Below are 6,730 nucleotides of genomic sequence, written 5' to 3'. Positions count from 1 at the left end.
TGAAGGCGGGCATCGAGTTCCTCGAAAGTCTGTTCGACGTCCTCGAACTTCGGCGCTTCGACGCCAGCCAGGCGCGCGGCGCAGCCCTTGGCCGTGTCGCTCACGATATAGACCTGGCGCACCAAAGGCAGCATGTCCGGCGCGAGCCGGGCATGCGTGAACACGGACGGGTCGATCTGCTTTTCGGCAGCATGCGCCTCGGCTTTACCGAGGATGACTTGCAGGTTGGTCATGCCGCGCACCAGCACGGGCAGTGATGCTTGATACATCGAAATTGACATGGGGTTCCTCTGATTCTTTGATCGTGCGCGCGGGCGGCGCGCGAGGCGCTGCAACGGCTGGATTGCCGCTTCAGCATCATAGCGCGGGTGCTGCACGATGCGCATCGATCCAACCGCGCGTTAGCCATTCGGACAACTGCCGCGCACACCGGAACTGTGTTCGAATGCATAGGTCGGATGGTTTGGCGAAGTCCTTGAAACAGCAATTCGCCGCCGGTGCCGAGGCGGTGAGTTCGTGCAGGCGCGTGCCGTGCTTGGGGTCCACCTTTCACCCCGCGCCGTCACGCTAACAGGAGAATCGACACCATGGTCAATAGACAACCGCTGCCGGGAAGCGAGCGAACGGTAGAGCAAGGTTCGAAAGTTGTTGGGCAATGCGATCCGTCAGAACGAATCGAGGTTTTCGTGATAGTGCGCCGTCAGCGGCAGGCGCAGTTCGACGCACTGATGAGCAAAATCGAAGCGGGCGATCCGAGCGTCAAACCACTTTCGCGCGAGGCGTTTGCAAAAGATTACGGGGCCGCGCCGGACGACATCGCCAAGGTCAAAGCCTTTGCCAGCGCACACGGCTTGACGGTGGTGCGGGAAGATCCGGCTGCACGCTCGGTGTCGTTGAGCGGCACGATCGCGCAGTTCCAGACCGCGTTCGGCGTCAAGCTGGAACATTATCAGCATCACACGGCGGGCCAGTTCCGCGGTCGCACCGGCACGATCAGCGTACCGGACGATCTGCACGGCATCGTGGAAGCCGTGCTCGGGCTCGATAACCGGCCTCAGGCGCGGCCGCACTTTCGCATCCGGCCGCCGTTCCAGCCGGCCAAAGGGCATCAGGTTTCCTTCACGCCGCCGCAGCTCGCGTCGCTGTACCAGTTTCCGCAAGGCGACGGCAGCGGCGAATGTGTCGGCATTATCGAGCTCGGCGGAGGGTACAACGCGTCCGACCTGAAAAGTTACTTTGCGAGTCTTGGCGTCGCTTCACCGAAGGTGAAAGCGGTTGGCGTCGATCAGGGCAGCAATCAGCCGAGCGGCGACCCGAATGGGCCCGATGGCGAAGTCACGCTCGACATCGAAATCGTCGGTGCGATTGCGCCTGGCGCGACCATCGCGGTCTATTTCACGCAGAACAGCGATGCCGGTTTCATCGACGCCGTGAGCCGCGCGGTGCACGACACGATCAATAAACCCTCGGTCGTCTCGATCAGTTGGGGCGGACCGGAGTCGAACTGGACCAGCCAGTCGCTGCAAGCTTTCAACAGCGTGCTGCAAACGGCGGCGGCTTTGGGTGTGACTGTCTGCGCGGCGTCGGGCGATAGCGGTTCGAGCGACGGTTCCGGCGGCGATCAGGTCGACTTTCCGGCGTCGAGCCCTTATGTGCTCGCATGCGGCGGCACGAACCTGACCGCGTCGGGCACAGCGATCTCGCATGAGGTAGTGTGGAACGACGGCGCGCAGGGCGGCGCGAGCGGCGGTGGCGTGAGCCGTACCTTTCCCGTGCCGGTGTGGCAGCAAGGTCTGTCCGCCACTTCATCGAGCGGCGCGAGGACGGCGCTCAGCGGGCGCGGTGTGCCGGACGTGGCCGGCGATGCGTCGCCTGTCACGGGCTATAGCGTGTTGATCGACGGCACGCAGACGGTAGTCGGCGGCACCAGCGCGGTTGCACCGCTGTGGGCTGCGCTGATTGCGCGGATCAACGCGGCGAAAGGGCAGCCGGCCGGTTTCATCAACCCGAAGTTGTACAAGACGCCGGGCGCGTTTAACGACATCACGCAGGGCAACAACGGCAGCTTCGCCGCTTCGCCGGGCTGGGATGCGTGCACGGGACTTGGCAGCCCCAATGGTCAGAAGGTGGCAGCGGCACTATAGTCTGATGAGTTGCGGACCGGTTCGGATGGGCGCCTGGCTGACAGTCAGTTCAGGCGATCACCAGCCGTCCGCGCTTGTCCCAAGGTGTGCCGCCTTCAGGCCGTAAGCGGTACGGTGCATGGTTTCAAGAGACGCAGGCAACGTAGGACAGACAAGAGACACCAAGACGCATCAAGACATATCAAGACGTTATCGAACCCATGGAGCGATCATGACGAACCCCGAGTCAGCTTCCGTTAGTCCGCAGTCGCCGCACAATGCGCATGCTTCGCCCGCAGCGGCTGCCAGCAGCGTGTCGCACAAAGCAGGAGATCAGCCGTTCTTCGATCCGGTTGCCTATGGCAATGGGCCGGACGATTCCGTCACCGATACCACCGAAACCGCCGCGGTGACGCACCATTCGACTACGATCGGCGGCCAGAAGATCAACTACACGGCGACGGTGGGTCACCTCGTCATTGTCGACCCGAGCAGTTCACAGCCCGAAGCCAAGATGTTCTACGTCGCGTTTACGCAGGACAAGCAGAAGGAGGAAACCCGTCCGGTGACGTTCTTCTACAACGGCGGCCCGGGTTCGTCTTCGGTGTTCGTGCTGCTGGGCTCGTTCGCGCCGCGCCGCATCAAGACGTCGATGCCGAGCTTTACGCCGCCCGCGCCCTATTCGATGGAAGACAACCCGGACAGCCTACTGGACAAGAGCGACCTCGTCTTCATCAATCCGGTCGGCACGGGCTACTCGGCGGCCATTGCGCCGAAGACGAACCGCGCGTTCTGGGGTGTCGACCAGGACGCGGACTCGATCAAGCAGTTCATCAAACGCTTTCTCACCAAGAACAACCGCTGGAATTCACCGAAGTATCTGTTCGGCGAGTCTTATGGCACGGCGCGCAGTTGCGTGCTGGCGTACCGGTTGCATGAAGATGGCGTCGATCTGAACGGCATCACGCTGCAATCGTCTATTCTCGATTACACGCAATCCGGCAATCCGGTCGGCGCGTTGCCCACAACTGCCGCGGACGCGTGGTATCACAAGAAACTCGGCATTGCGCCGCGGCCAACCGACCTCGGCACGTTTGCCGAAGAAGTGGCGCAATTCGCGCGCACCGACTATCTGGCGGCGTTGCGCAAGTTTCCGACCACGGATTCCGCAACGGTCGAAAAGCTCAGCGAATACACCGGTATCGACAAAACCACCTTGCTCGCCTGGAGCCTCGATATCGCGTCGTACGACAGCCGCGGCAATTCGCTGTTTTTGACCACGTTGCTGAAATCGCAGGGGCTCGCGCTCGGCGAGTACGACGGCCGCGTGACGGCGATCAACACGGGCATCGCCGGCAAGATCGACCCGAATTCCGGCGGCAACGATCCCACCATGACGGCGGTGACAGGCGTCTACACGACGATGTGGAACGTGTATCTGAACGAGCAATTGAAATACACGTCGAATTCGGCGTTCACGGACCTCAACGATCAGGCATTCCAGTATTGGGACTTCAGCCACATCGATCCGACCGGCGCGCAGAAGGGGCTCGACGCCAAGGGCAACGTCATTCTGTACACCGCTGGAGACCTTGCCGCCGTGATGGCGCTCAATCCCGACCTGAAGGTGTTGTCGGCGAACGGTTTCTTCGACTACGTCACGCCGTTCTATCAGACCGTGCTCGATCTTCAGCAAATGCCGCTTGTCAGCCAGCAGGTCCGGCAGAATCTGTCGGCGCGTTTTTATCCGTCGGGACATATGGTCTATCTCGACGGCGGCTCGCGTACCGCGCTCAAGGCGGATCTCGCCAAGATGTATGAGTCGACGGTGTCCAATACTCAGGCGCTCGGGCGTATCCGCGCGTTGCAGGCCCGGGTGGCGAAACCAGCTTGACGTAGCGTGCTGTTGGCGCCGTGTGCGAGCGGTGCCCAGACAGCGGCATTTGCATTTATCTTGCGGTTCGGCGCGGTCTTGCAACGTGGCTTCATGCACGGCAAGACCGCGCCGGCATTCACCTGCGAACGCATCTGGACGCATCTTTACCAACGTGCGTAAGTGCGCCTTTTTTCACGCTGTGATATTGAATGTGTTTTAATTAGTCTGCGAATTGAACTATTGCGCGCCGCTACCGGCGCGCCGACGAATGAACGCAGGCATTGCAGACAGGCGTCGCATCATCCATAACAGCGCCGCAACCAGCAGTACATATCAGACGATTCCGCCGACGCTCGCGCGCCGGTGCGGCGGCGTGCGTCCGGCCCGCAAGATGCGCGTGGTGTTCCTGCTCGGCTTCGCCGCGATACTCGCGTTGCGCGTCAGCGAAGTCTGGGCTCAGGATTCAGCGATGCTTGACGAGCGCGTCACGCAGGAGTCGGTCGGCGAAACGATTTGCCGCCCGGGCTATACGGACACGGTCGCACCGTCGTTCGACGAGTTGATGGCCTACAAAGACCGCATGCTTGCCGCACGCGGCATCGGTGCCGACAGCGGTCCCGCGTTTGCGCTGGACAGGCGTGTGCCCGTTGTGCTCGGCGGCTCGCCGAATGCGCCTTCCAATCTCGATCTTCTACCGTGGGCAGGCCAGCAGGGCGAGCGGCGCAAGGCGCGCGCCGCGGTCATGCTCAAACGCTGCGTTTGCGAAGGAAAACTGAGCCTCGCGGAGGCGCAAGCCGCGATTGTCGGCAACTGGTCGGTGGTCTATTCGGGCTTTAGCCAGACGTCTTGCGACGTGAGCCGTCTCGATGTCGCGACCGGCGACAGCAACGGGCGAGGCGATGGTCGCGACAGCGCGCCATGAAGCCGTCTGTCTTCGCCTGCGTTGCCCTCGTTGTTCAATCGCGTGTATTCAGCCGCACCGCTCGCCGCGCGCTGTCCCAACTTATTCTCGGAGAATTACCATGACCCATTCACGCCTTGCCGCACTGGCGCTCGCTTTCAGCTGTCTGTTCGGCGGCACCGCGGCGCTTGCAGCCGAACCCGTGCGCTGCGGCAGCGCCGACTCGCTGCAGATTCGCGGCGATGTGCCCGCGGCAATCAGTTTCGACGTGTACCGGCAACTGCGGCCCTTGAGCGCGCAGCGCGTCGCGCTGTTCCAGGCGGCCGGCGAGGTGAAGCGCCTGCCCGACGGTTTGGCGGTGTGTGAGGTTGCCGACGACGGTGTCGACGATCCCTCCGCCGTGCTGGTTCACGTGCCGCAAGGCAAGAATGCATGGTGGGTGAGCGCGGCCAACGTGCAAGCGGCGGACTGATCCCGACGATCAGCCCGCCCTTTGCTCACGTCCCCCGCAGGATGCCGCTGGCGATGCGTATCGCGGCCCGGTTTTTGCGTCCAGCGTCCGCGTCTGGCGCGTTTGCCGGGTCTGCACCACTGAATGAACATGTGTTTTGCTGTTTTTACCGCTGCTTATTCAGGTACAGTGCATTAACGGAAGTTTTAAAGTCCGTCTTTTACGACATTGTGTCGCATCGCTTTTGTTGTCGATTGTGGCTATCCTGAAAACAGGACGAAATTCGAAGGGGAGATTTAAATGATTGCCTTCTATCTGTCATTGGCTGCTTTGGCTGCGGCCGGCGCTGCACTGATCCGCCAACTCGCGGCGGCCGAGGCGAAACAGCGTGCGGCGTTGCGCCCGGTGCGCGTGCATGTTGCGGATCGCAACGCGCGCCGAGGGTAAGCGGCATGAACCTGATCGTGCGCAATATTGCAGAATCGTGCAGCGAGCAGGAAGTGCGGGAGTTCCTCGAACGTGAGCTTGGGCATTATGCGAAAAGCGTCGAGGTGATCGATGCCGGGAAGCCCAGCGCGTACGCCACGGTCGAGTTGGACGCGGACGTGCCGTATGTGGGCGACGTGATCGCGCGGCAGATTCACGGCAAGCATTTAGGCGGCCTGGCGCTTGAGGCGAGCGCCGATCTGTTCAGCGACGACGAGTCGCCTCCTGCTCACTGAGCCTGTCGCAGCTGCGTTTGCCGACTGTGCCTCGAGTGGGTAAGGGGCGGCGCGCTGCGTCTGACACATTCCTGACGCGCATCCTCCCCGCACACTCTGCTTGTTACATTCCTTCTTTCATTCCCCGCTTTCTTTTACCGGCCAATCGAACGGCGTGTAGGGCAACGCCCGCTTGTGCCGCGTGACCTCGTAGAAGCGCATGACCGTTTCGCGCGCGGCGTCGCTCACAGGTTTGTCTTCCAGAAAATCGTCGATATCGTCGTAAGGGATGCCGTATGCGTCTTCGTCCGGCCGTTGTGGACGCAACATTTCGAGGTCGGCAGTCGGCACCTTGTGCGCCAGCGCTTCCGGCGCGCCCAAGGCTTTGGACAGTGCCCGCACACGGCGCTTGTTCAGGCCCGTGAGCGGCAGCACATCGGCGCCGCCATCGCCGAACTTCGTGAAAAATCCCATCACCGATTCCGCCGCGTGGTCCGTGCCGATCACCACACCGGCTCGCGCGCCGGCTACCGCGTATTGCGCGATCATTCGCTGCCGCGCCTTGATATTGCCGTGGATGAAATCCTGCTGTGAGTCGTCGTTAAATCGCGTGCCGCTGTTATCCAGCGCGGCGAGCATTGCATCGGCGGCGGGTTTGATATCGATGGTGAGATTTTC

General features: G+C 62.0%; 8 protein-coding genes. 6 read left to right on the top strand and 2 right to left on the bottom strand.

Going from position 1 to position 6,730, the window contains the following annotated elements:
- Positions 1-281: DUF1993 domain-containing protein (locus tag VFE81_RS02500; protein WP_325043078.1), on the bottom strand; the 281-nt coding region annotated here is incomplete at its 3' end.
- A 306-nt stretch (positions 282-587) separates the two neighbouring features.
- Between VFE81_RS02500 and VFE81_RS02495 the strand changes: the two genes are divergently transcribed.
- The 6 genes from VFE81_RS02495 to VFE81_RS02470 all read left to right on the top strand — a co-directional run bounded on the left by VFE81_RS02495 (position 588) and on the right by VFE81_RS02470 (position 6,073).
- The gene (locus tag VFE81_RS02495; RefSeq protein WP_325043077.1) at positions 588-2,144 is read left to right on the top strand and encodes a S53 family peptidase; all 1,557 of its coding nucleotides are present in this window, start codon (positions 588-590) and stop codon (positions 2,142-2,144) included.
- A gap of 211 nt (positions 2,145-2,355) precedes the next feature.
- Positions 2,356-4,017: a S10 family peptidase gene (locus VFE81_RS02490; RefSeq protein ID WP_325043076.1), complete on the top strand. Its 1,662-nt coding sequence runs from the start codon at positions 2,356-2,358 to the stop codon at positions 4,015-4,017.
- A 250-nt stretch (positions 4,018-4,267) separates the two neighbouring features.
- Positions 4,268-4,921 (top strand): hypothetical protein, encoded by a 654-nt coding sequence (locus VFE81_RS02485; RefSeq protein WP_325043075.1) that lies wholly within the window; start codon positions 4,268-4,270, stop codon positions 4,919-4,921.
- Between the two features lie 100 nt (positions 4,922-5,021).
- Positions 5,022-5,372 (top strand): hypothetical protein, encoded by a 351-nt coding sequence (locus VFE81_RS02480; protein WP_325043074.1) that lies wholly within the window; start codon positions 5,022-5,024, stop codon positions 5,370-5,372.
- A 279-nt stretch (positions 5,373-5,651) separates the two neighbouring features.
- Positions 5,652-5,798, top strand: a complete 147-nt coding sequence (locus VFE81_RS02475; protein WP_325043073.1) for a hypothetical protein — start codon at positions 5,652-5,654, stop codon at positions 5,796-5,798.
- Positions 5,799-5,803: 5 nt separating this feature from the next.
- Positions 5,804-6,073, top strand: a complete 270-nt coding sequence (locus VFE81_RS02470) for an RNA-binding protein (protein ID WP_325043072.1) — start codon at positions 5,804-5,806, stop codon at positions 6,071-6,073.
- Positions 6,074-6,190: 117 nt separating this feature from the next.
- On the opposite strand, the gene nadE is transcribed toward VFE81_RS02470, so the two are convergent.
- Positions 6,191-6,730 (bottom strand): ammonia-dependent NAD(+) synthetase (gene nadE, locus VFE81_RS02465; RefSeq protein WP_325043071.1); only part of this gene is annotated, 540 nt, incomplete at its 5' end.

This window comes from Paraburkholderia sp., assembly GCF_035656215.1.
Taxonomy (GTDB): Bacteria; Pseudomonadota; Gammaproteobacteria; order Burkholderiales; family Burkholderiaceae; genus Paraburkholderia.
The sequence above is the reverse complement of the archived record's forward strand: the minus strand, read 5'-3'. Positions and strand labels throughout refer to the sequence as shown.

What these genes read in the sequence shown, in the direction of transcription:
- VFE81_RS02490 (WP_325043076.1), top strand. Translation starts at nt 2,356, where the DNA reads ATGACGAACCCCGAGTCAGCTTCCGTTAGTCCGCAGTCGCCGCACAAT.
- VFE81_RS02495 (WP_325043077.1), top strand. Translation starts at nt 588, where the DNA reads ATGGTCAATAGACAACCGCTGCCGGGAAGCGAGCGAACGGTAGAGCAA.
- VFE81_RS02470 (WP_325043072.1), top strand. Translation starts at nt 5,804, where the DNA reads ATGAACCTGATCGTGCGCAATATTGCAGAATCGTGCAGCGAGCAGGAA.
- VFE81_RS02475 (WP_325043073.1), top strand. Translation starts at nt 5,652, where the DNA reads ATGATTGCCTTCTATCTGTCATTGGCTGCTTTGGCTGCGGCCGGCGCT.
- VFE81_RS02480 (WP_325043074.1), top strand. Translation starts at nt 5,022, where the DNA reads ATGACCCATTCACGCCTTGCCGCACTGGCGCTCGCTTTCAGCTGTCTG.
- VFE81_RS02485 (WP_325043075.1), top strand. Translation starts at nt 4,268, where the DNA reads ATGAACGCAGGCATTGCAGACAGGCGTCGCATCATCCATAACAGCGCC.